This is a genomic window from Bacillus sp. RC51 (genome assembly GCF_044908115.1).
In the GTDB taxonomy this organism is placed as follows: Bacteria; Bacillota; Bacilli; order Bacillales; family Bacillaceae_G; genus Bacillus_A; species Bacillus_A mycoides.
Genome location: NZ_JBIYCW010000012.1, coordinates 72,512 through 95,576, shown reverse-complemented (window position 1 = coordinate 95,576; position 23,065 = coordinate 72,512). Strand labels below are relative to the sequence as shown.

Annotated in this window: 21 protein-coding genes; 5 read left to right on the top strand and 16 right to left on the bottom strand. The window is 35.9% G+C overall.

The window, feature by feature from the left end:
• Positions 1–98 precede the first annotated feature (98 nt).
• From glcD to ABH959_RS21525, 3 genes are all read left to right on the top strand, one after another.
• On the top strand, positions 99–1,511 hold the full coding sequence (gene glcD / locus ABH959_RS21535) for a glycolate oxidase subunit GlcD (protein ID WP_404445718.1): 1,413 nt from the start codon (positions 99–101) through the stop codon (positions 1,509–1,511).
• Positions 1,508–2,836: a (Fe-S)-binding protein gene (locus ABH959_RS21530; protein WP_404491158.1), complete on the top strand. Its 1,329-nt coding sequence runs from the start codon at positions 1,508–1,510 to the stop codon at positions 2,834–2,836. The genes glcD and ABH959_RS21530 overlap by 4 nt, the downstream gene beginning before the upstream one ends.
• A gap of 465 nt (positions 2,837–3,301) precedes the next feature.
• Positions 3,302–4,111, top strand: coding sequence for a CAP domain-containing protein (locus tag ABH959_RS21525; RefSeq protein WP_404457270.1), 810 nt, complete (start codon positions 3,302–3,304; stop codon positions 4,109–4,111).
• A gap of 36 nt (positions 4,112–4,147) precedes the next feature.
• On the opposite strand, the gene ABH959_RS21520 is transcribed toward ABH959_RS21525, so the two are convergent.
• The 11 genes from ABH959_RS21520 to inhA1 form a co-directional block, all read right to left on the bottom strand.
• Entirely contained in the window at positions 4,148–4,753 is a 606-nt protein-coding gene (locus ABH959_RS21520; protein WP_002126129.1) for a DUF1648 domain-containing protein, read from the bottom strand.
• Positions 4,754–4,844: 91 nt separating this feature from the next.
• Positions 4,845–5,768, bottom strand: a complete 924-nt coding sequence (locus ABH959_RS21515) for an RluA family pseudouridine synthase (RefSeq protein ID WP_201038524.1) — start codon at positions 5,766–5,768, stop codon at positions 4,845–4,847.
• A 100-nt stretch (positions 5,769–5,868) separates the two neighbouring features.
• Positions 5,869–6,285 carry a hypothetical protein gene (locus tag ABH959_RS21510; protein ID WP_002011605.1) on the bottom strand — a complete coding sequence of 139 codons (417 nt, stop codon included), beginning with the start codon at positions 6,283–6,285 and terminating at the stop codon, positions 5,869–5,871.
• Between the two features lie 99 nt (positions 6,286–6,384).
• On the bottom strand, positions 6,385–8,577 hold the full coding sequence (locus ABH959_RS21505) for an MMPL family transporter (RefSeq protein ID WP_242309965.1): 2,193 nt from the start codon (positions 8,575–8,577) through the stop codon (positions 6,385–6,387).
• Between the two features lie 110 nt (positions 8,578–8,687).
• On the bottom strand, positions 8,688–9,335 hold the full coding sequence (locus tag ABH959_RS21500) for a phosphatase PAP2 family protein (RefSeq protein ID WP_404457265.1): 648 nt from the start codon (positions 9,333–9,335) through the stop codon (positions 8,688–8,690).
• Positions 9,336–9,395: 60 nt separating this feature from the next.
• The gene (potD, locus tag ABH959_RS21495; protein WP_016093032.1) at positions 9,396–10,445 is read right to left on the bottom strand and encodes a spermidine/putrescine ABC transporter substrate-binding protein PotD; all 1,050 of its coding nucleotides are present in this window, start codon (positions 10,443–10,445) and stop codon (positions 9,396–9,398) included.
• A 38-nt stretch (positions 10,446–10,483) separates the two neighbouring features.
• A complete protein-coding gene (gene potC / locus ABH959_RS21490; RefSeq protein WP_002135065.1) occupies positions 10,484–11,284 on the bottom strand; it encodes a spermidine/putrescine ABC transporter permease PotC in 801 nt (266 codons plus the stop codon).
• A 6-nt stretch (positions 11,285–11,290) separates the two neighbouring features.
• Complete coding sequence (gene potB / locus ABH959_RS21485; protein WP_002126118.1) at positions 11,291–12,139, bottom strand: spermidine/putrescine ABC transporter permease PotB; 849 nt, start codon at positions 12,137–12,139, stop codon at positions 11,291–11,293.
• Positions 12,136–13,119, bottom strand: coding sequence for a spermidine/putrescine ABC transporter ATP-binding protein PotA (potA, locus tag ABH959_RS21480; RefSeq protein WP_113937745.1), 984 nt, complete (start codon positions 13,117–13,119; stop codon positions 12,136–12,138). The genes potB and potA overlap by 4 nt, the downstream gene beginning before the upstream one ends.
• 236 nt (positions 13,120–13,355) lie before the next feature.
• Positions 13,356–14,723: an aldehyde dehydrogenase gene (locus ABH959_RS21475; RefSeq protein WP_088038168.1), complete on the bottom strand. Its 1,368-nt coding sequence runs from the start codon at positions 14,721–14,723 to the stop codon at positions 13,356–13,358.
• A 170-nt stretch (positions 14,724–14,893) separates the two neighbouring features.
• Positions 14,894–17,281: a M6 family metalloprotease immune inhibitor InhA1 gene (gene inhA1, locus ABH959_RS21470; protein ID WP_113937744.1), complete on the bottom strand. Its 2,388-nt coding sequence runs from the start codon at positions 17,279–17,281 to the stop codon at positions 14,894–14,896.
• Positions 17,282–17,623: 342 nt separating this feature from the next.
• Here inhA1 and ABH959_RS21465 point away from each other — a divergent pair, with 342 nt between their 5' ends.
• Both ABH959_RS21465 and ABH959_RS21460 read left to right on the top strand, forming a co-directional pair.
• Positions 17,624–17,758 (top strand): anti-repressor SinI family protein, encoded by a 135-nt coding sequence (locus ABH959_RS21465; protein WP_113937743.1) that lies wholly within the window; start codon positions 17,624–17,626, stop codon positions 17,756–17,758.
• A gap of 79 nt (positions 17,759–17,837) precedes the next feature.
• A complete protein-coding gene (locus ABH959_RS21460) occupies positions 17,838–18,161 on the top strand; it encodes a helix-turn-helix domain-containing protein (protein ID WP_002011473.1) in 324 nt (107 codons plus the stop codon).
• An 82-nt stretch (positions 18,162–18,243) separates the two neighbouring features.
• Here the strand turns inward: ABH959_RS21460 and calY are convergent, their stop codons facing one another.
• From calY to ABH959_RS21435, 5 genes are all read right to left on the bottom strand, one after another.
• A complete protein-coding gene (gene calY / locus ABH959_RS21455) occupies positions 18,244–18,837 on the bottom strand; it encodes a biofilm matrix protein CalY (protein WP_002135058.1) in 594 nt (197 codons plus the stop codon).
• A gap of 422 nt (positions 18,838–19,259) precedes the next feature.
• Positions 19,260–20,138, bottom strand: coding sequence for a DUF4047 domain-containing protein (locus ABH959_RS21450; RefSeq protein ID WP_404493145.1), 879 nt, complete (start codon positions 20,136–20,138; stop codon positions 19,260–19,262).
• Between the two features lie 162 nt (positions 20,139–20,300).
• The gene (locus ABH959_RS21445) at positions 20,301–20,888 is read right to left on the bottom strand and encodes a CalY family protein (RefSeq protein ID WP_002064335.1); all 588 of its coding nucleotides are present in this window, start codon (positions 20,886–20,888) and stop codon (positions 20,301–20,303) included.
• Between the two features lie 61 nt (positions 20,889–20,949).
• A complete protein-coding gene (sipW, locus tag ABH959_RS21440) occupies positions 20,950–21,519 on the bottom strand; it encodes a signal peptidase I SipW (RefSeq protein WP_113937741.1) in 570 nt (189 codons plus the stop codon).
• A 197-nt stretch (positions 21,520–21,716) separates the two neighbouring features.
• Positions 21,717–23,003, bottom strand: coding sequence for a D-alanyl-D-alanine carboxypeptidase family protein (locus ABH959_RS21435; RefSeq protein ID WP_113937740.1), 1,287 nt, complete (start codon positions 23,001–23,003; stop codon positions 21,717–21,719).
• Positions 23,004–23,065 lie beyond the last annotated feature (62 nt).

Genomic DNA, 23,065 nt, shown 5'->3' with positions numbered 1-23,065 from the left:
AGAAAGAATCCCCCAACTTTTTTATCATTATAACGAAAGCACTGTTACAACGTTTTTTATTATGACGAAATACGTTAACAGTTTGAGGGGGATTTCCAATGTTAGAAAAGCAAATTATTGATTCATTCGTATCTATTGTTGGCGAAGATAATGTAGATACATCCAATATGGGGCGTTTAACTTATAGTTATGATGCCACTCCAAACTTCCAAGCGATGCCTGATGCAGTCATTGCTCCTCGTAATACAAATGAAGTAGCTGAAGTGTTAAAAGTATGTAACGCTCACAAAATCCCTGTGTATGTTCGTGGTTCTGGAACAAACCTTTGTGCAGGAACTTGTCCACTAGAAGGCGGTATCGTCCTTATTTTCCGCCATATGAACAATATTTTAGAAATTGATGAAGAGAATTTAACAATTACCGTACAAGCTGGTGTCATTACACTTGATATTATTAAAGCAGTAGAAGAAAAAGGTTTATTTTATCCACCAGATCCAAGCTCTATGAAAATTTCTACAATCGGCGGTAACATTAATGAAAACTCCGGCGGATTACGCGGTTTAAAATATGGCGTAACACGTGATTATGTAATGGGGCTTAAAATTGTTTTACCGAACGGCGATATCATTCGCACTGGCGGTAAATTAGCAAAAGATGTAGCTGGTTATGATTTAACTCGTTTATTTATTGGTTCTGAAGGAACACTTGGTGTTGTTACAGAAGCTATATTAAAACTTGTCCCTATGCCTGAAACGAAGAAAACGATGCTTGCGCTATATGAAGATATTAACGAAGCTGCTCGAGCTGTTTCTGCTATTATTGCAAATAAAATCATTCCTGCGACACTTGAGTTTTTAGATCAACCGACAATTGAAGTTGTAGAAGAGTTTGCACAAATCGGTTTACCAACTGATGTCAAAGCAATTTTATTAATTGAACAAGATGGCCCGCCCGAGGTTGTCAATCGAGATATTGAAAAAATGGCTAACGTTTGCCGTGCTATGAATGCGGTCGATGTTCGCATTGCAAAAGATGAAGCCGAAGCAGATGCGCTTCGTACAGCACGCCGTAGTGCACTATCAGCACTTGCAAGACTAAAACCGACAACAATATTAGAAGATGCAACTGTACCACGTTCACAAATCGCTCCAATGGTTGAAGCAATTAATGCAATTGCAAAGAAATATAATATTCCTATTTGTACTTTTGGTCATGCTGGTGATGGCAATTTGCATCCAACTTGTATGACAGATGCCCGTAATGAAGAAGAAATGCATCGTGCCGAACAAGCTTTTGCTGAAATATTTGCGAAAGCGATTGAGCTTGGTGGTACGATTACTGGTGAACATGGTGTTGGCGCAATGAAAGCTCCGTATTTAGAAATGAAATTAGGTAAAGAAGGTATTGCTGCTATGCAAGGGATTAAACAAGCCTTCGACCCAAACAACATTATGAATCCTGGAAAGATGTTCGCGAAAGACTCTCGTAAAAGAGTGGTGGTTGAGCGATGACCACATTAAATAAAGAAAACATTCAAAAGGAATTTAAAGAACGATTAAGTGAAGATGAACTACTAAACTGTATGCGATGCGGCTTTTGTTTACCAACTTGCCCTACTTACATTCAATCTGGGTATAAAGAATCACATTCCCCACGCGGACGTATCGCCTTAATGAAAGCCGTCGCTGATGGTTTAATTGAGCCGGATGAAGATGTTGAAGATACATTAAATGTTTGCCTTGGCTGCCGCGCTTGTGAACCTGTTTGTCCATCTGGTGTGAATTATGGACATTTATTAGAAGAAGCTCGTGATATTATTAATCAAAATAAAAAGTTCTCCATGCCCGTGAGAGCTGTTCGTAAAGTTGTTTTTGAAGGACTATTCCCGCATCAAAACCGAATGCGAACATTAACAGGACTAATCGGATTTTACCAGCGTTCTGGTTTACAAACGCTAACACATAAAACAGGTATTATGAAGTTATTCCCTGAAACACTTGCAACGATGGACCTCGTTTTGCCAAAAGTCCCTAAAATGAAAGCAATGAAAGATCGTCCTGAATTTTTACCTGCTGAGGTGGCAAAGAAGAAACAAGTTGCATTCTTCACAGGCTGTTTAATGGATACGATGTTTTTAGAAACAAATAACGCAACGATGAAACTTCTTCAGTTAGCTGGTTGTGATATCGTTATTCCGAAAACACAAAGTTGCTGCGGGGCATTACACGGACATGCTGGTGAAAAAAGTGGAGCAAAAGAATTAGCGAAGCGAAATATAGAAGCATTCGAAGATTTAAACATCGACTATATTATTACGAATGCAGGTGGTTGCGGAGCTTACCTCGTAGATTATGATTATTTACTAAAGGATGATCCAGAGTGGGCAGAACGCGCAAAGCAGTTTGTTTCTAAAATTAAAGATATTACTGCTATATTAGTAGAACTAGATTTCCATAAACGTAATGACTTACGACTCACGCCGCAAATCATTACGTATCAAGACTCTTGTCATTTACGCAATGTTATGCGAACATCTTCTGAACCTCGTATGTTACTAGAGGCCATCAAAGGTGCAATCTATCGTGAAATGAAAGATGCAGACCGCTGCTGTGGTTCTGCTGGTATTTATAATATTGTTCATTCAGAGTTATCAATGGAGTTTCTAGATTACAAAATGGACCGTGTGCATGAAACAGATGCAGCGACAATTGTTACTGCAAATCCTGGATGTCTATTACAAATGAAACTAGGTATTGAACGAGAAGATCTTTCTCATAAAATGAGAGGAATTCACATTGTAGATCTATTATTAGAAGCAATTGAAACCAACTCGTAATAACTCGTAACATACGTAATAATAGGAAAACGGCTATCTCCTTCGTCTATGTAAAGAGATAGCCGCTTTTTTGTCTGCTACAACATTAAAAATATGTTACTTTATTATAAAAAAGAACAACAGAAACATTACAGTTTTGTAAAAATACATCCAGTATATTCCTCGAAAAAATGCTCAAATCATTGATACAATAGGATTCTTTATTTTTAATATAGGTACATTTATCCAAAAACCCCCTCTTAAAACCAAGTATAAAAATGCTAAAAATTCCTTTTATACTCTATGTTTCTCTTATTTCATCCCTTTCCTCCTCTTAGGATAAATTAGGAAAATTTAAAGTCTATGAATTTTTTTCCATCTTTTTTCTCGCAAATTGTATGCTACGATGAATTGGTCAGTCAGACAGGCTGTCAAAAACAAATCGTGTGAAAACAAATTAAAACTTTATATAGGGGGACACACATCATGAAAAAGCGTGTTTTATTATCTGTAGCTGCTGCAACAGCTCTTACTTTAGGAGTATCTTCTTTAGATGCACAAGCTGCAACAGTACAACCATCTAACATAAAGGTTCAAAATATTCAGCATTCAAAAATGATGATGAAGCAAATGAGCCAACAAGAATTACAAGCATTCTTACAATCTATGGGAGTTGAATCATTAGCACAATGGAATCAAGGTCAATTCCAACAAGATTGCTTCATTCCTGGTCAACAGCCTACTGAAAATGTTGTTACTGAACAACCAACAGCTAAGCCAGAAGCTCAAAAGCCTGCTGAACAAAAGCCTGCTGAAGAAGTTCAAAAACCAGAAGCTCAAAAACCTGCTGAAAATAACAATACTCAAACTGAAACACAAAAACCTGCTGAGCAAAAGCCTGCTGAAGAAGCAAAATCTTTAAGCGAATTCGAACAACGTGTTGTTGAATTAACAAACGCAGAGCGTACAAAACAAGGCTTATCAGCATTACAAATCGATACTGAATTAAGCAAAGTAGCACGCATTAAGTCTGAAGATATGCAAAAAAACAACTACTTTGATCATAACAGCCCTACATACGGGTCTCCGTTTGACATGATGAAGAAATTTGGTATTTCTTATAAATCTGCAGGTGAAAACATCGCCCAAGGTCAACGTACACCAGAAGAAGTTGTACAAGCTTGGATGAACAGTGCTGGACACCGTGCAAACATCTTAAATAGTGGCTTCACTCATATCGGTGTTGGCTATGTAGAAAGCGGAAACTACTGGACACAACAATTTATTACGAAGTAAATAGAAAAAAGAGTCTTCTCCTAGAAGACTCTTTTTTTATGTTTCATAGCTTTCTAATATGTATGCGTATAAAATGTAGAACATAAACAAAATAGACCCGCAGCTTATTACACTAATTAACAAGTAAAATCCCCACTTCAGGCTCAAAAGCAACGAAAATAATATGCTGCATGCCATCACTTGAAAGATTCGCCTACTAACTAAACGGATTTTTTGTAATTTGATCGGTTCTTTCTCTCTATCCTTCACCTTTTTAAACACTTTACTAAACATAAAAAGAAACATACTAATTCCAATCGTTAGTCCTGTCTGAAAGGATATAATACTTCCCAAATTAATAAAGAGAATTAGTATATGGACAAACATCATAAATAAAGTAATACTCTTTATAAATCCATTTATAATGAAGTACTCCCCTTCATTAAACTTATATATATTATGTAAAATAACATATACTAATCCATGTAAAATAATAATAAGGACAGGGATAAATAATACGACAACTTGTTTACTCATAAACTCGTTCGCTCCACCATTCTCGTTCCAATGCACTGCCATACGAGTTGGTAAATATGGATAAATACATAGAGTAAGTAAAAGACAAGCGAAAAATATCCCTAGCATATATTTATATTTGATCAAGTAATTCTCACCTCTCTTTTCTCTTAACGGCTTCGCCTCTTTTAGAGAAATCCCTGCAAAAATCTACCTTTTTCAACTTTAAATTTACACTTTACCCATTTTCTCTTTCAAATTTTTTCATTGTATCGTTTAAATTTGTAGGGAAAGGTACGTCAACAACGATCTCTTCTTTCGTAATCGGATGCAAAAAATTAATCTTCATCGCATGTAACGCTTGCCCGGACATATATGTTGTTTGCCCACCATATAATACATCCCCAACTAATGGATTTCCATTATAGCTCATATGAACGCGAATTTGATGCGTTCTACCGGTTTCTAACTGTAACGTTACGAGCGTCGCATTTTGTTTTTTAAAATATTTCTCTACTTTATAATACGTTATAGCTTGGTCTCCCTTTGGAGAAACACGACGCCTTGTAGCATGATGTCGATCTCTTCCGATAGCTGCATCAATTGTCCCCTGCTTCTTTTTTACTTTTCCTTCAACAAGTGCCATATACGTTCTTTTGATTTTCCGTTCCATTAATAAACGATCCATAATTGCACCCGCAATTCTATGTTTTGCGAATACAACACCACCTGTCGTATCTTTATCTAATCTATGGATATGCCGAACCTTCGTCTCTAAACCTTGCATTTGAAAATGAAAAGCAACAAGATTGGCAAGTGTTCCCGTCCCATTTTTTTCAGAAGGATGTGTATCCATTTGCCCCTGCTTATTTACAATGAGTACGTGATCGTCTTCAAACACTACATTTAATTCACCATATTCCGGCTCTACGCCGTACTCCTCCTCCATAAACATATGAACTTGTAACTTATCTCCTTCTTTTAAAAGTTCATTCCATCTCCTTTGTTCTCCGTTAACCGTAACACCTTTTTCCATACGAAGTTGATGTAATAACTTTTTTGGTACTTCCCATTCCATTTTTAACAACGACTCAATACTTATACCATTCCACGTCGCTGGAACCGTAATTTCGCACCATTCGCCCTTTTTCTTTGTTTCCATACTATAATCACCTTATTTCTATTGATTCTCTCATTGTAACGGAAAACATACTTTGATGCACCGTCAAAAATAGAGGACAGTCTTATAATCGACTGTCCCCTCACGCTCTAAGCCTTTTCATCTCCTGCAACACTTCTTCAGCTTTTTGTTCATACAACAAATCTTTAAAGAAATCCGCCAATCGTTTATAGTCGTTGTACGTATCTAATAAGTCGTCTATTTTCTCTCCTTTCATAACTTGCTGCTTTTGCTTCATTTTTACTGGATAACGATACCCCGATACTTCTTGTATTTTATAATACTCATCCTCTACTTGAATAACTTTTACAATTTCCTCTTCTTCCGCATCCATCGTATACCCGTCAAATTCTCTAAGTAGTTCATAAATAATATGAGTCCATTCATCTTTTGGGTAAAACCCTTTTTCTAACCGATAACCGACAATGCGATACATATGCCCATCGTTTTCAGCAAACTGTACTGTATCATTTAGCTTAAACTTAAAATAACGAAACATTGCCTTCACCTACTTGTATGTAATCTTCTTATCACATACTATGCGCAAAATATAGGCCCTGCTATTCATAAAAAAAACTCATCTTATAGATGAGTTTTTTTATGATGATTTTTCTCTTTTCTTTCGAAATGGTAGCCACCAGTTCCAATCCCCAAACAATTTCATTAAACTTGGTACGAGCATAAGACGGATAATTGTTGCATCAAGAAATATTGCTAATGCAACCCCAAGCCCCATCTGCTTTACTGGTAAAATATCAGTAAAGGCGAACGCACCGGTAACAACAATCATAATTAAAGCAGCTGACGTAATGATTCTACTTGTCGATACAAGTCCTTCTAACGTTGCTTGATCGTTATCTCCTGTTTCTTCATAGAGCTCATGAATACGTGAAATAAGAAATACTTCATAATCCATGCTAAGCCCAAATACGAGGCCGAAAATAAAGATTGGTAATACAAATAAAACTGAACTCTCTTCTAATCCGAAATGGCCACCTTCAAATAACCAAATAACAATTCCAATTGTTGCACTTAAACTAAGTACGTTCATAATAATAGCTTTAATTGGAATGAGTATAGAGCGGAATGCGAATAATAAAATGACAAAGGTTGATCCAAATATAACAGACATACCAATTGCAACTTTATCTTTAATTTCATCTTCTAACTCTTGCTGGAACGTTGTCATACCGCCCAAATAATAAGTAACATCATTTTCTTTATAATTCTTTTTGAAATCACGAACCCATTGTTTTGCAGTTTCTGTACTTGGCTTCGTATCCAAAAAGACTTCCATTGTTGTTTTATTTCCTTTCGTATACGCTTCAAATACAGGAGCTATTTTCGCAGCTTCTGGCGACTGCAATATTCCAGCAACTTGATCTGCCTTCATTCCATTTAGCCCGTCATATACACTTTTCACCTTATATACTTGCTTATCATCTTTTAACTTTTGAACAACAGCTTCTATCTTTTGTAAACTTTCTTTTTCTGTTATGTTTTTCTTCGTCTCTACTACTAATGTAACATCAGCGTGTGTTTGGACAGTTTTATTAAAGGCTTCTTCATACTTCTCAAATGCAACTCTCGTATCACTCTTTTCAGGTAACGCTTCAACACCAGGAAACTGCAAGTTAGCTGTACGTAGCGGTAATAAACAAATAACAATAAATGTTGTAACAACAATAATCATGACGATTGGATGTTTCATTACAAACTGTGCAAATTTACGCCATACATTTGATGGGGTAGGCGCCGCCTGATTCTTTTTTAATATCCTTTTACCAATTAAAGATAATAACGCTGGAAGAAGTGTGAGCGAAAACAAAATGCTCATAATAACGACAATCATCCCGCTAATAGCAACAGACTGAATATAATCTATCTTAAAGAAAAATAAGCCTGATAAACCGACGAATACACATAACCCTGAAAATACGATAGCACGCCCTGCCGTTTGATACGTAATCGCTATCGCTTCTTTCACTGTTCTCCTCGCAACTTCCTCTCGAAAACGATTTACAAATAACAGTGCAAAATCAATTGATAATGCGAGCCCAATCATCGGCGCAACATTTAACACGAAAATAGATAGCTCTTTATCACTACCTATAAAATATAAAATCCCCATCGTACTAATTACACTAAGCGCACCATTTACAATCGGTAAAATAGAAGCAATCAGACTACCAAATGAGAATAATAGTACGAGAAAAGCGATAGGTAATCCAATCATCTCTGCTACTTTTAAATCATTTTGCGTTCTTTCATTAATCTCTTGATTAATTTTCGGATATCCTGTCGGTGTTACTTTTAATACGCTATTACTTTCCTTCTCGATTTTTCCGGCAAATTGTAATGTCTTTTCCATTCGTTCTTTATTTGTTTTCCCGGAAAATAAAATCGTCGCATAACCGATATCATCTTGTAGCATCACTTTATTTTCTATCGGATGATGGAAAGACTCATACGTTTCTTTCTCTTGAATATGTTTTATAATTCCCTCTATACCTTTTTGAAACTCCTCATGTGAAGCATTCTTGTTCTTCTCAAAAATGAGTAAAAGTGTATCCTGAGACTGCTTAAAATCTTTATCTAAAATTTCCTTCGTCTTTTGATAATCCCCTTCTGTTTGGAAACCATCACCGCCCAATACTCCTGGAAGTTTTGGAGCAAAAATACCGAGCACTATCGCAAGTAGTAGTAATGCTACAATTACTGTATAACGAAATTGATACAAAAAAGTTCCTAACTTCCCCCACTTATCAATTTTATGTACATTTGTCTTCACACATTTTCACCTACTTTATATAATTCACTTGTCATTTATACTGTATCACATCTCCCCGTAAACAAAAAACGTCTAGAAAAACTATAATACTAGTTTTTCTAGACGTTTTTCTATCTCTCGTTATTAAGTCCCAATCTCTCGGTAAGTAAACGATGACAATAAATTGCTATAATTAACAAAATACCACTTGCGCAGTAACCTGCTAAAATATCGGTTGGATAATGAACATTTAAAATGACTCTACTTAATCCAATCAATATAATTAATATGCCCATTGAAATCGTAATACCACATTTTCCAGCTACACTCTTCAAATTCGCAGCAATGATATAGGCAAGAAAACCAAATGTCATAATAGATAGCATTGCATGTCCACTCGGGAAGCTATATCCAAGTGCATCAAGTGCCTCGTTTAATGATGGACGGTCTCTTTTTACAATTTCTTTTATCCCTTTATTAACAAGATGTGTCGTTAATATAGCCATTGGATACACGATCATAGCAGCATAATAACGTTTTTTCCAAAAAACGAGCAAACTTATAATTAGTGTCGTTATAACTCCAATTGCAGATCCTAACTTTGTAAAATATGTGAAGAATGTAATTGAGCTTTCTGTTTGTAATCCTTTTACCATCTCTCGGGCATATGTATCCACTGCTGTAACTCCGCTTGCTTGTACTCTCCAAGCGATAATGCCGAATAAAGCAAGTAATAAAATCATACACATGAACTCATATCGATGTAACTTTTTCTTCAAACGATTTCCTCCTACTTATGAAAAAATGCGATTTCTACTTTAGAAACCGCATTTTCTTACTTATTTACCTTTTGTTTTCAGCTCTGTCCAGTAACGATCGTAATCTTTTAACTTATCGTCTACATCAACAAGCCATTCTGTACGATCTAATTCTTCTTTCGTTAAGAAAATCATGTGGTTTTCACGATATTCTTTACTATGAAGAGGACGAGCTTTTTCATTTGGATTACTGTAACCAATTGACTCATAGTTTTTCACACTTACTTTTTCATCTAATAAGTAATTCATAAACTTCTCTGCAAGTTCTTTATGTTTCGCACCTTTTGGAATCGCTAACGTGTCAGCCCAAATTGTGCCGCCTTCTTTTGGTACAACGTATCCTACATCTTTGTTATCTTTCGCGATAAATGCTGCGTCTCCAGACCATACAGTCCCGATCCACGCATCTTCTGTAATGAATTTTTGTTTAATATTATCTGTATCAAATGCTAATAAGTTTGGAAGTAGCTTCTGTAAATCATTAGACGCTGTCTTTAACTGTGCATCCTCTTTTGTACTATTAGAGAAACCATTTTTCTTAAGTCCCATTCCTAATACTTCACGAGAATCATTTAATAAAGTAACATGTCCTTTATATTTATCGTTCCATAAATCATTCCAGCTTGTAGGTGCTTCTTTCACATACTTTTTATTGTATGCAATGCCTGTTACACCCCAAGTATATACTAGAGAATACTTATTCTCTGGATCAAACGCAGGTGTTTTAAAGTTAGAAACAAGGTTCTCGATATTCGGGATGTTCTTCTTATCTAAAGGCGCTAATAAGTCCATCTTCGCCATCGTTTTCACCATGTAATCAGATGGCTGAATTAAATCATATGTCGCGCCACCAGCTTGTAATTTCGCAAGCATTTCTTCATTACTTGCATATTTATCATAGTTAATTTTCACGTTATATTTCTTTTCAAAATCTTTTAAAACTTGCTCATCAAAATTGTCAGCCCAGCTATAAATGTTTAATTCTTCTTTTTTCTCACCACAACCAGCAAGTACACCTGCAGCAAGACTGAAGCTAATTGCTATACCAGCTAATCTCTTCACTAATTTCATCGGTTTATTACCTCCTCGTTCTTTCTATATCATTCGTATTATAAAGGAAGGTGTCCTCCAGAGTTTTCTTCACCGTCTGCACCTTTATTACGGAAGATTTCCGATAGCACCATTAATCCTACAATTACAACAATTAATATTGTAGAAAGAGCATTAATTTCAGGTGATACTCCGCGCTTAACCATACTATAAATGTATAATGGCAATGTTGTTGATCCTGGTCCTGATACGAAGAAACTAATTACAAAATCATCAATCGATAATGTGAATGTTAATAATGCGGCTGAAATAACTCCTGGTGCAATTGCTGGAAACGTTACATAACGAAACGTTTGCCACGGCGTTGCTCCTAAATCGTTTGCAGCCTCTTCTAAATCACGTCCCATACCAGAAAGACGTGCCGCTAAAATAACAACAACAAATGAAATACTGAATGTAATGTGTGCAATAATAATTGTTGTTTTTCCAAGTTCTATACCTAATTGACTAAATAGGATAAGTAAAGATAATCCCATTAAAATATCAGGAATTAAAATTGGTAAATATACAAGACCGTTAATGGCCCCTTCAAAACGATATTTGTAACGGTGTATTGCAATAGCAAAAATCACACCAAGAACTGTCGTCACAATTGTCGTTATAAGAGCAATCGTAATACTATTTACAAACGCATCAATAACATCTTGTTTTTGAAATAAATCTGTATACCAATGGAGTGTAAAGCCCTCCCATTCCGCATTAATGCGAGAATCATTGAAGGAATATACCATTAAAACCATCATTGGAAAATACAAAAACAATAAGATTAACCAAGAATAAGAAACTAAAAACTTCTTCATTTTTGCCTATTCCCCTCCGTTTCCATCATATTTATATACTTTCGTTGCACGATAATATAAGTAAATTAACAGAACAGAGAATAGAACAACAATCATAGATAACGCGGAACCAAACGGCCAGTCACGTGAACCTAAGAATTGGTTTTGAATTACGTTTCCGATTAATGCTACTTTCGATCCACCCATAACGTCTGATACAACAAACATTCCGATAGACGAAACGAATACTAAAATAGAACCCGTAGTAATCCCTGACATCGTCATCGGTACTGTTACATTCCAAAATGCCTTTACTGGTGTTGCTCCTAAATCATAAGCTGCCTCTAGCTTACGCTTATCAAGCTGCTCAATTGCTGCATACACTGGTAAAATCATAAATGGTAATAAAGAATATACCATTCCGAGTATTACAGAAGGTGTATTGTATAACAGATTTAAAGGTTCACTAATAATACCTAGTTTCAATAGCAATGTGTTTACAAGTCCTTGTGAACGTAAAATAACAATCCATGCGTATGAACGAACAAGAAAGTTAATCCAGAACGGAATCGTTGCCAATAATAGAAGGATAGAACGATATTTACGATCAACAATTGTAATTGTATAGGCGAATGGATAACCGATTAATAAACATAGTACTGTCGTAATAACAGCTATCTTCACTGTTTCCCATAATGTCCCCATATATAATGGATCAAACACACGTGCTATGTTATCTAATGTAAATTTCATTTCCACTGTCCCGTATGCTCCGCGCTGCATGAAGGCAAATGCTAATACGAACAGAAGTGGAATTAGGAAGAAGAGTAACAGCCATACGACTGTAGGTAATGCGAGTAATTTCCCTTTCTTCAATTTAAGGTCACCTCGTCCTCTTGCTCCCAGCCTACATATACATTATCTCCAATGCTCCACTGCGTTGCTTCTTCAGCAGTTTGGTATGCCATTAGTAATTCCGCTGTTTTCTCCTCACGTACATATAGCTTTTCCATATTTCCAACAAATTCAATATCTTCAATATGTCCAAGATGGTATTCTTTTAAAATTGGCTCTTCAACCGAGCGAACTTTTACATGTTCAGGGCGAACTGCTACGTAGTTTTCCCCATTTTTCACGATATTATTTTCACCGATGAACGTCGCAACAAACAATGTTTTCGGCTTATTGTAAATTTCTTTAGGCGTGCCGACTTGTTCGATATGCCCTTTATTCATAACGACAATACGATCACTCATACTCATCGCTTCTTCTTGATCGTGCGTTACATATATGAATGTAATTCCTAAATTACGTTGTAAGTTTTTCAATTCACGTTGCAAATCTTTTCTTAACTTAAAGTCAAGCGCTCCAAGTGGCTCATCTAATAGTAATACACGTGGGTTGTTTACAATTGCTCTTGCAATTGCTACACGCTGCTGCTGTCCACCAGAAAGCTTCGAAGGTTTACGATTACGGAACTCAAGTAACTGCGTTAAACGCATTGCCTCTTCCGCACGTTCTTTCTGTTCTGCTGCTGATACTTTTTGCATTTTCATACCGAAACAAATATTTTTTTCAACATTCATATGTGGGAATAGTGCGTAATGTTGGAACACTAAATTCATATGACGCTTGTATGGCGGCAAATCGTTAATCTTTTCATCATCTAATAAAAGATTCCCTTTAGTTGGGGTTTCAAATCCTGCGATCATACGAAGTAAAGTCGTTTTCCCGCAACCACTCGGTCCTAAAATTGTTAAAAATTCTCCTTCTTTAATATCTAAAGAAAGAGGGGGGATAATCACTTGATTTCCAAAATGTTTTTCTACTGCTTCAACTTTAATAATCTTTTTCATTTTCCCGTCCTATCTACCTTAAATTTTAATTTTTATATTCATGAATAAATATTTATGTTCTATAGACTATTTTTTGTTTCGATCCAAACAAAAATGGTTGTTTAGCAGCGTTCTCTTCTATTCTTTATGTAGTATGTTTGATTCATTTTCGCATGATACATATGTCGAACAGAAAAACCCCTTCAGTTGCGAAGGGGTTTTTATCATACGGCTACGCCTACTGATAAACACCATCATCATTTTAACAACTTTCGTATGAATTTTAAAGCACTTTTTGTAGAAGAGTAACGAATTTTCATGTCGAATGCTGTAGATTGGGACAAAATGCTTTTATAATGGGAAAAAGTCCGAAAACTTTGTTCACCATGATAGCTGCCTAATCCACTACTTCCAACGCCCCCAAAAGGTAAATATGGCGTTGCAAGATGATATACGACATCATTTATACATCCTCCGCCATATGAAATATTACTCGTCACTTTCTCTTGCACTTTTCTATCTTCAGAAAATACATATAGTGCTAACGGCTTTGGATGGTGCTGAATCGTTTCAATTACCTCTTCTATTTTGTCATATTCTATAATTGGTAAAATCGGCCCAAAAATTTCATCTTCCATAACAGCACTTTGCCATGTAACATTCGTTAACACTGTCGGCTCGATGTGTAATGTTTCTTTCGTATAATTCCCGCCAATCACAGGTTTACCATCTTGCAAAAATGTACATAAGCGTTCAAAATGACGCTCACTCACAATTCGTACATAATTGTCATTTTGCAAAGCATCTTTTCCATATTGCTCTGCGATTTCATGTCTTAATGCCTCGATTAACTGCTCTTTCACTGAAGAATGAACGTACATATAATCAGGCGCTACACACGTCTGCCCAGCATTCAAAAACTTCCCCCAAACGATACGTCTTGCGGTTACATCTAGCTTTGCATCTTTATGTACAATACATGGGCTTTTCCCGCCAAGCTCTAACGTAAGAGGCGTTAATTTTTTCGCCGCTGCTTCCATCACAACTTTTCCAACACCAACACTACCTGTAAAGAAAATATAGTCAAACGGTTCCTTTAAAAGTGCAGTGCTTTCCTGAGCACCGCCTTCTACTACCGATACAAGCTCTTCTGGGAATAATTCACCTAACATTCTCGTAAGCACTTTTGAAACGTTTGGCGTTAACTCTGACGGCTTTAAAACGACTGTATTGCCAGCTGCCAATGCTCCTACGAGTGGTGCAATTGCTAATTGAAACGGATAGTTCCACGGTGCGATAATAAGCGTCACACCATACGGTTCTGGCACCACTTTCCCCTTCGATCCAAAATGAGTAAGAGCTGTGCGAACACGCTTTGATTTACTCCAAGATGAAATATGCTTCATTTGAAAAGAAATCTCTTTTAGTACATATCCAATTTCTGTTGTAAATGATTCGTGAACTGATTTATTCAAATCTAATTTCAACGCTTGAAAAATCTCACCTTCAAAACGCTGAATTCCTTCATACAGCTTCTGCAAATTATTCTTTCTTGTCTCTACACTTCTCGTATGCCCTTTATAAAAATATTCCTTTTGTTTATTTACAATAGAGGAAATACTCATTCACTCACCTTCTCCCACTATTTTTATCCAATTCTTTCATTATTTATATAGACTTCATATGTAACAAATTTCTATTCTTAAAGTTACATTATATATAACTTTTCCCTTTATATAAAATTCATTGCTCACAAAAAACTACCGAAAGAAAATCTCCCGGTAGTTTTACTGTATTAACGGTATAAACGAACAGCACCTGCAGAATTATCATCAGCTTGTCCTACTACTTCAAACTTCAGACCAAGCTTCGGTAAAATACGTCCTGCATCTGGAATCTGCTCATTAATATACTTTTTAGAGTCATCGAACTTCGGTACCCCTGGTAATCCATCGTATACGAATGTTCCACGCGTTGGAGATACAACTTTCCAAGCTGGCGTTTTGTCGAATGAGAACGCCGCATCAGCAATTTGGAATCGCGTACTGCTTGTAAATGTTGGTTTGCCATTTAAAGTTCCTGCAATTGCTTCTGGATGAGAGTCAACTACACCAAGGAAACCATGTCCTGGATGTATGCCAACCCAGTTATCTGTGTAAGCTGAATCCGCATACCATACAACCATACCAGTGTTATATACTGGACCGCGAGCAAATTTCAATGCGTTATCTGAACCCGCATAGTTTCTCCACTCTACATAGTAGTTATGCTTTTTCTTATCCATTCCGTTAGATGCAACGAAACCGTCCAATTTGAATTGTGGTGTACCTTCTGCATCATCAGAGAATGCAACTTTACCATCTACTGTTAATGACGCATTATCAAGAGCAAATCCGTTTAACGCTAAACCACCATCCGTAATGTACTCAAATGTTAATTTCACTTTCTTACCTTTGAACTGACTTAAATCATATGATTTATCAACCCATTTTCCATTTGTCGTAGCTGCATTTCCACTATTTGCTTTCTCACCAATTCTTTCAATCAACGTTTTTTGTCCATCTTCTGTTACAGCGTGTACTTCAAGGAAATCGTACTCTGCTTCGATTTCATACAATGACTTATAATCGAATTTTGCAGTCGTTGCTTTCGTTAAATCGAATAGTGGCGTTTCCATCGTTGTATGAAGGTCATCACCTTTTGTGCTGTAGTAATACTGTTTACCAAATGCAGGCTGAATTCCTTTTACATCTTTATCTGGTAAGTTAACACGAATCAGACCTGGACGATCTGACTTCGTAACACTTTGGTCTAAGTATGTTGCAAGACCGATACCTTTATTTAATTTCTCGTAATCTACTTCTACGATATTCGCCCAGTTACCACCGATTGTTTTTTGGAAAAACTCTTTATTTTGTGGTGATAAACTCGTTGGCGTTGTTCCTGCGATTTTACCAGCCCAGCTTCCGCCACTCATAATAGACCAAGCTTCAACCGGTTCACCATCACCGCTATACTGTGTATCATACTCATCTGGAAGACCTAAATCATGGCCATATTCATGTGCGAATACACCAACTGCACCATCTTCTGGTTCAATTGTGTAATCATACGCAGCCATCTTTCCTTCCCAATACGGAACTTTCGACTTTGTTCCTTCAATCGGGAATGGCTTTGATCCAACTGTCCAACGATGTGACCAAATCGCATCATCACCTAATTTACCACCGCCTGCTTCTTGTCCAACGCCCGCATGAATAATCATTAAATGATCGATTAAACCATCAGGTTGATTTTTATTTCCATCTTCATTTACATCATATTGGTCAAATTGATCAAACTCTGATAAATCAAGTCCGCTATCTACAGCCGCTTTTAATGCATCTTTTACTAGATCACGTGGTCCTTTTGGTCCTTTATTATCATGACCTGTACCAGCATCTGCACCGTAATCAGCAGCTTTACCTGGAACTGTTAACCATTTTGTGACTGTTCCGTCCACTGTGTAACTACCACCTGATTGCTCTTCGTAATATTGTTTAAACGTTTCGATTTTGCTTCCATCCTCTAACGCGAATGGCTCATTACCGAATAACATTTTTTCATAATGTTCTTTGTTAAAATCGTTAGAATACATGTAGCCAGGCTCTTTATCAATATTGTTATGCTTGAAATCAGCGTACTCTACAAGTAAAACAAGTACTTTATCTTTACGAACTTCACCGTTATACTCTTTTTGCTTAGCAGGTGAAGTTGGTACTTTCCCATTTAAGCCTCCTCTAACTGGACCTGTTCCTGCTGTAGTCCCGTTTGCTGGCTGCTCTGATTTTTCTTTCGTATCTGCCTTTGCATCTTTCACTTTCTTTAAAAAGTCAGATGCATCTTTCGTAAGTTGGTCCCCACTTGCCGCTTCTTTCCCAGGATTTTCACCCTTCTTTTTCTCTACATACTTTTCGACAGCTTTCTTTGTTTCTGTCCCTGAAGCAGATGAATCAATTACCCCACGTTTTTTTAGCGCATTTGCTAATCTCTCTTCTGGGATTAAGTGATCATCAACTGGGCTTGTAGCTGTCTTGTTCTCCGGCGTTTCAGCATATACAGACTGGCTTCCAGCACCAAACGACAAGCCTAGAACAGCTGTCAAAGCAATTGATGATAACACTTTAAATGGTTTCTTTTTCATCCCTTATTGCCTCCCCTAATATAAAATATGTATTACATACTCTATATTATTAAAAATTCAATATATTTTCAATATTTAGTTATATTATGTAATTTTTTTAATATATTTGTAAAAATTTCATAGTTAGTATACGAATATATCACAATTCAACAATGTTTTCAGAAAATATTGAAAATATTTGTCAGAAACTTTATAATCGCCATAGAGGGAATTTAATGGGGATTTTATCTTTGTTTCATCTACAAAATATTTGATAATTCACTATATAAAATACAAAATCCGATTGCATTATCATATATTCTGTAGCAGCAATTATGACCACTAATTAGGGAGGAATTACATTTGTACAAAGATAAGGCTGACTCACTAGATCAAGAATGGATTGATTTAATACTTGAAGCTCTAGATGCTGGCATTGCCCTGCAAGATATTGAACACTTTTTTCAACATATGAAGCATACGAGCCAGGCTCAATAGCCTCGTTCTTTTTAACGAAGTTTATGTTATAATAATCACATCATAAGACGACTACATATTGATAGAAAGGTGCGCAAATATGATAGGAGAACGTATAAAACGCCTTCGTTTACAAAAAGGCATTTCATTAACAGAACTCGCCGAAAAAGCTGGTGTCGCTAAATCTTACATTAGTTCTATAGAACGGAATTTACAAAAAAACCCTTCTATTCAGTTTCTTGAAAAAATTGCAGCTGTTCTACAAATTCCAGTTGATACTTTACTTCACGATGAAACAACAACGGAAAGTCATCTAGACTCCGAATGGACACAGCTCGTTAAAGATGCGATGAGCTCTGGTGTCTCAAAAGAACAGTTTCGTGAATTTCTCGAATTTACACAATGGAAGAAAAATCAACAATAATACATATGAAAGAGTGCTTAAAACGGGCACTTCTTTTTTTCTTTATAAAAAAAAGCGGGGAATCCCCCGCTTTTTTTATTTATTATTTTTCTTCGCCATCTGTTTGGTTAGCATTGAATGTCCATTCTAAGTTCAATGAATCGCCTTGGAATTTGTTTTGATCTTTACCATCATCTTCGAATACAAATTGTACCCATAGATAGTCTTCTGAATTTGGTGCTAGACCACCATTCTCTGCCCACTCTGGAGCAAAGATGTCTTTAGCTAAAACATCTGGATCCACATTTTGTAAATCTGCTAAAGTTGTTTCATATACAGGCTCACTTTGTTTATCCCAGTTCCAAAGGAATTTCACTTTAATGTGCTTACCAAAATCTTCACCAGCATTATCACCTTTTGCATCTTTAATAGTATACTTTGTCGCTAATTTAACGTCTTTAATCGCTAACGTACCGTCGTTCTTTAATAAGAACTCTTTCTTAACAGAATCCCCTGGTTTTAAATCTTTAATATCTACAAGCGTTTTAGGGTTTAATGTAAGATCTAACGTCCCAGCTGCAAATGTATTGTTCGATACTTCTTTATCGCTAAAGTAAGCGAATGTTCCTCCACCAATTAAAGATAACCCCAATGCTGCTGATGCAACTCCCATACCTAATTTCTTTTTCAGACTCACAATCAATTCCCCCTAGCTGTTTTTTGTATTTTTATCTCTTATTTCAAAATAAGAGGTGTAACTAAAACTATATTAGCTTAGCTAATATTTGTTCTTTTTTAAAAACCTTAAGTTCATTATAACGAACAAATCTATATAAGTACAATATATTTTTGATTATTTTTATTTCTCAATATTATTTTGACTTTTCAGAAATCAAAAAGAGATACTTTAATAATTTAACAATTATTCATTTTTAATACTATAAGAAAAAGAAAGTAAAACAAAGAGGTGAGGGCTGGCGTTCCCTCACACTCATATAAACATTAATATTTTTTATAACTATTTACAGCTAATGTATTCGCATTCTCTTGCACCACATTATTATTTTCCAGCCGTTTCATGATCCATTTGATCAGACTGTTTTTCTATTTATATTTTTTCTACTCTTCTAGCTTTTTTTGTTCTTCTGCTTTCTTCTGTTCTTCTACTTTCTTTTGTTCTTCTGCTTTCTTCTGTTCTTCTACTTTCTTTTGTTCTTCTGCTTTCTTCTGTTCTTCTGCTTTCTTTTGTTCTTCTACTTTCTTCTGTTCTTCTGCTTTCTTCTGTTCTTCTGCTTTCTTCTGTTCTTCTACTTTCTTCTGCTCTTCTGTTTTCTTTTGTTCTTCTAGCTTCTTCTGTTCTTCTACTTTTTTCTGCTCTTCTAGCTTCTTCTGTTCTTCTACTTTTTTCTGCTCTTCTAGCTTCTTCTGTGCTTCTGTTTCATTCTGCTTCTTTACTGTTTCATCTTTTAATAGTTGTTGTAACGCCTGAATTTGTTCATCAATGGCTTGCAAACTAGCCTCTTTATCAACATAATCACGCTTCTCTTTAATGCTATGAAAACCTTCGTTCACATACAAGGATACTTGCTGAATTGATTCACTTTTATTCACTTTCAATTCTTCTTGTATTTGATTGTAAGGCGTTTCTATTAAAGTATATACTTTTTGTAAAGACTCCTTCTCAGAAGCAATTTTCTCACGCCCTTGCTGCCATACAACAATTGCTTGTTCTATTTCTTCAATAGAAGTAACTTTCAATTTCGCTTTCATTTCTCCATACTCATGTCCAATAAGCTGTTTATGTTGCTCAGCTTGCTCTTTTAACGTATCAACTGTTTTCGGAAATATAATCGCTGTAGAAAGAGTGGCTTCTACTTTCGTTTCGTGAATAAATGAAGCTTCTGTATACGTCATCATTTGAGAGCCTAAATAAAACGTAATAGAGCACATACACGGCAATATAAGCATCCTTTTTAATTTGCGAGGTGTTTTCAGCATCTTAATCTCTCCCATCGAACAATGTGTTCTTTATACAGAACGTTACTTTCATTATAATAAAGACCTGTACAAAATGATAGCCATATCCTAGAAAATACATTCCAATCCACGCTATTTAAATGTAAAAGGGGCTATCAAGGTGATAGCCCCTTTTACATTATATTATCTTTCTGTACCATCTGTTTGTTGTGCATCAAACGTCCAAGTTAAATTTAGTTTATCGCCTTGGAATTCATTTTGGTCTTTTTTATTATCAACAAACTCGAATTTCACTGTAAATTTATCTGACTTACCTGCAGAAATACCTTTTTCATCCCAGAACCAAGCAGATAAATCATTGTCTACCGCTGTAAGTGTGTCACCCTTCAATTTATCTAGCGTTGTTTCTTTTACAATTGTTTCATGCTTATCTACATTCTTTAAGAATGTTACTTTAATATGTTTACCAAAATCATCTTTATTGTCGCCCTTCGCATCGCTTACTTTGTAATCTGTTTTTAGTAAAACTTTTTTAATGTCTAAAGAGCCTTTATTTTCTAGTTTAAAATCTCTTTTAATTGTATCGCCAGGCTTTAAATTCGATACATCAACAACTGTCGATGGGTTTGCCGCTAAATCAAGTGTACCAGCCGCAAATGTATTGTTTGACACTTCTTTGTCGCTAAAGAATGCAAATGTTCCTCCACCAACTAATGCTGCTCCTAGTACTGCTGATGCGATACCCATTCCTAATTTTTTCTTTAAAGTCATGTCCAAATCCCCCATAATATATATTTGTTAACTTCCTAATAGGAAGATATAACCAAACTAACTATACGGATTGTTCTACTTTTTTATCTTTCTTTTCTCCGTCGATGCTACGAATAGCGCCAAAAATAGAAATCGCGGAATAACCAAGTAAAAAGACTCCTGGAATAATAAGAAGTAATGCTGCTCCCGCTTTTGAACTCGCATAATTCAGTCCATAACCAAGGTATGGAACTGTAATATCTGCATATTTTCCGATTACATTCTCTGCAAGTACTGGTGCTAAATCTGGTCCGTTGTTGTTATCACCTTTTGTTTCATACATTACTTTTCCATTTGTATCTTTCACACCGATAATACGGTGAGTGATAATTTTGTTATCTTTCTCTTTAAACGTAATAACGTCACCTTTTTTATATTTAGATCCATCTTTCGTAGGCTCTATCGCAATGATGGATCCTGTTAAAAATGTTGGTTCCATCGACCCTGAAAGAACGCTCTTAAATTGATATCCCATAACAGTCGGATCCCCGCCACTCGCTTTTGACGAAATAACTACAAAAGCTAAAAAAACCATCAATGCAAATAAAACAAATGAGATAACGTTGCTAATAATCTTCCAAACGAATTTCATCATCTCTCTCCCTCTCTGTTGTTTTATATCATTTTGAAATTAATAACGCCCTAATTGTTCTTTAACAAGAACATAAACAAATAATATAACGAACAAATAAGAAATGCAAGGTGAAAATTTACAATTATTAGTTAAATCACTTTTGAAATGCATGCAAAAAAGACCGTGACAAAATCTCATCACGGTCTACTAGCAATTTATTTTTCTTCTGATTTCATCCCTTGGTTATTTCGGCGCAGCACTACATATAAAATCGCTCCAAATAATACAATCGCACCGATCCCAACACTTATCACTTTCACATTCGATACCTTTACTTCAGGTGCAACTGTATCTTTTTTAGGCATCGCAAAAGTAACATCTTCTTTTGAAAGAACATTTATCGTCGCAATTGTTTGATTATTCTTCGTAATATCAACTGCACCAACTATCTCACCACGATGGATTCCCTTATGATACAAAGAGTCTTTATCTAATGAAGCGGCTCGAAAAATAGTTTTCACATTTTTCCCTTCATCTTTCTTAAGCATAAGCTCAGCACTTTTTTCTAACTCAGAATCAACATCTTTATTTAAATATGTTGTCTTTTGATGCCAACTATGTTTATCTAGCACCGTTTGTTTCGTAAATTGCCCAAAAGAATATTCCGCCATCTGCTTTAAATCCTCATAGATTTCAGGTCTTTGAGAAGCCATTACTACATTTATAATACGATTTCCATCTTTCTCATTTAATAAAACGAGCGTATTGCGCGCTTCATTCGTAAATCCTGTCTTACCACCAATGCTATATGGATTTTCAAAATAAGTAGACTTATTAAAAATAGAAACTGTTTGCGTAGATGTCATAACCGTCGTTCTTTTCGTATTCATCGCTTGTAAAATTTCAGGATACTTTTGCACACCTCTCGTAATCATGGCCATATCATATGGCGTCGTATAATGATTTGGATCATGCAATCCATTTGGCGTTACAAAATGGCTATCTTTAGCCCCTAATTGCTTCGCCTTTTCATTCATCATATTAGCGAAATTTTCAACACTTCCTCCAATACGCTCCGCAATCGCATACGACACATCATTCGCACTTAGCACCATTAAAATCATAAGCGCAGTATTTCTATTCACCGTCTCACCAGGTTGAAACTCAATTTGATAATTACTCTTCTCCTGATCTAATGCTAATTGCGAAAATGTAAATTGATCCTCTGGCTTCGTATGCTCCATAAGTAAAATTGCCGTTAACACTTTCGTTATACTAGCCGGAAACGCACGATGATGTGCATTTTTGTCATACAACACATCCCCTGTTTTCGCATCAATCGTAGCTGCAAACTGACTAAAAACATTCGGCCCTTCCGCTGGTGGTGGTGCCACTTGCTCCGGATTCACTCCAACATTCGTCTCAGCATATAACGTCATAGGTGTCAAAAAAAATAAACAAATAACCATAATAAAAGCCGAAATTTTCTTAAAATTAACCATATGACTCTCCCTTTTCACTTTACTTTCACACTCTATAAAATGACTCTACCAATCTATATGTA